Source organism: Streptomyces sp. MS191, assembly GCF_008042125.1.
In the GTDB taxonomy this organism is placed as follows: Bacteria; Actinomycetota; Actinomycetes; order Streptomycetales; family Streptomycetaceae; genus Streptomyces.
The window spans coordinates 1-1,067 of the sequence record NZ_RDBI01000226.1; the positions used below are offsets into that span (position 1 = coordinate 1).

The following is a 1,067-nucleotide window of genomic DNA, read 5'->3' on the forward strand; positions in this document are numbered from 1 at the left end:
GCCTTCGTCCGTACGGGCCCACACGACGGCGACGTCGGCGACCGAACCGTTGGTGATCCACATCTTCGTCCCGTCGAGGACCCAGTCCGCGCCGTCGCGCCGGGCGCGGGTGCGCATGGCGCCCGGGCCGGGAGGGCGCCGGTTCTCTAGCCCGCCGCCACCTTGTCGACGAAGGCGTTCAGGTGGGTCATCGTCCGCTCGATCCGCTCGTCGACGGTGAGGGACTCCTCCTGGCGCCCCGCGCGCAGCCTGGGCTGCCGCTTGCCGCGGATGTAGAGGGAACAGGCCAGGTCGGCGCAGATGTACGTGCCGACCGTGTTCCCCTCGCGGCCCCGTGAGCCGGCCAGCGGCGCCGCCAGCAGCGTCACGCCCGAAGAGGCGTGCCCGGTGAGGCAGATCTGGCAGAGGCTGGACTTGACCGCGCTGGTGCGCCCGGTGGCCGGCACCCGCAGGCTGATCCCGAGAGGGCCGTCCTCGCGCGGGAGCACCAGATGGGCGCGCAGGGGCGCGCCGGGGTCGACCCAGCCGAGGAAGTCCAGGTCCTCCCAGGGGAGTGCGGCGAAGTCCAGGGGCAGTCGGAGCCGGCTCGCCTCGCCCTTCGTGCAGTTGACGAAGGACGAGCGGATCTGGCGGTCGGTAAGAGGCTCCATTCCATGCACCGTACACACGCCGCCCGGCGGGGGCACCCGGATTTCCGGCGACCCGGCAGCGCGGGCGCCCGGCGGAAGGCGTTCTGACTCCGCTCCCAGGACTCCTCGCGGCCAGGTTGTCGATGGCGATCACCTCCGGCGGCCGGCCGGTGCCGGGCAGCCGCGCGGGTGCCCGGGCACGTCGCTCGGCATCCGGGCGCCCGCGCTGCCGGGTCGCCGGAAATCCGGGTGCCCCCGCCGGGCGGCGTGTGTACGGTGCATGGAATGGAGCCTCTTACCGACCGCCAGATCCGCTCGTCCTTCGTCAACTGCACGAAGGGCGAGGCGAGCCGGCTCCGACTGCCCCTGGACTTCGCCGCACTCCCCTGGGAGGACCTGGACTTCCTCGGCTGGGTCGACCCCGGCGCGCCCCTGCGC

At 73.5% G+C, this 1,067-nt stretch carries 2 protein-coding genes and 1 pseudogene; 1 reads left to right on the forward strand and 2 read right to left on the reverse strand.

All coding sequences use genetic code 11. From position 1 onward, the window contains the following. Both EAO71_RS39560 and EAO71_RS36770 read right to left on the reverse strand, forming a co-directional pair. Window positions 1–126, reverse strand: a pseudogene (locus EAO71_RS39560) (acyl-CoA dehydrogenase family protein); the annotation flags it as partial. Window positions 127–146: 20 nt separating this feature from the next. Further along, complete coding sequence (locus EAO71_RS36770; RefSeq protein WP_147982124.1) at window positions 147–650, reverse strand: FBP domain-containing protein; 504 nt, start codon at window positions 648–650, stop codon at window positions 147–149. 264 nt (window positions 651–914) lie between these two features. Here EAO71_RS36770 and EAO71_RS36775 point away from each other — a divergent pair. Further along, the coding region (locus EAO71_RS36775; RefSeq protein WP_187282990.1) for an FBP domain-containing protein at window positions 915–1,067 on the forward strand (153 nt) is incomplete at its 3' end.

Excerpts from the sequence above, each read along its gene's own strand:
- EAO71_RS36770 (WP_147982124.1), bottom strand. The coding sequence starts at position 650 with ATGGAGCCTCTTACCGACCGCCAGATCCGCTCGTCCTTCGTCAACTGC.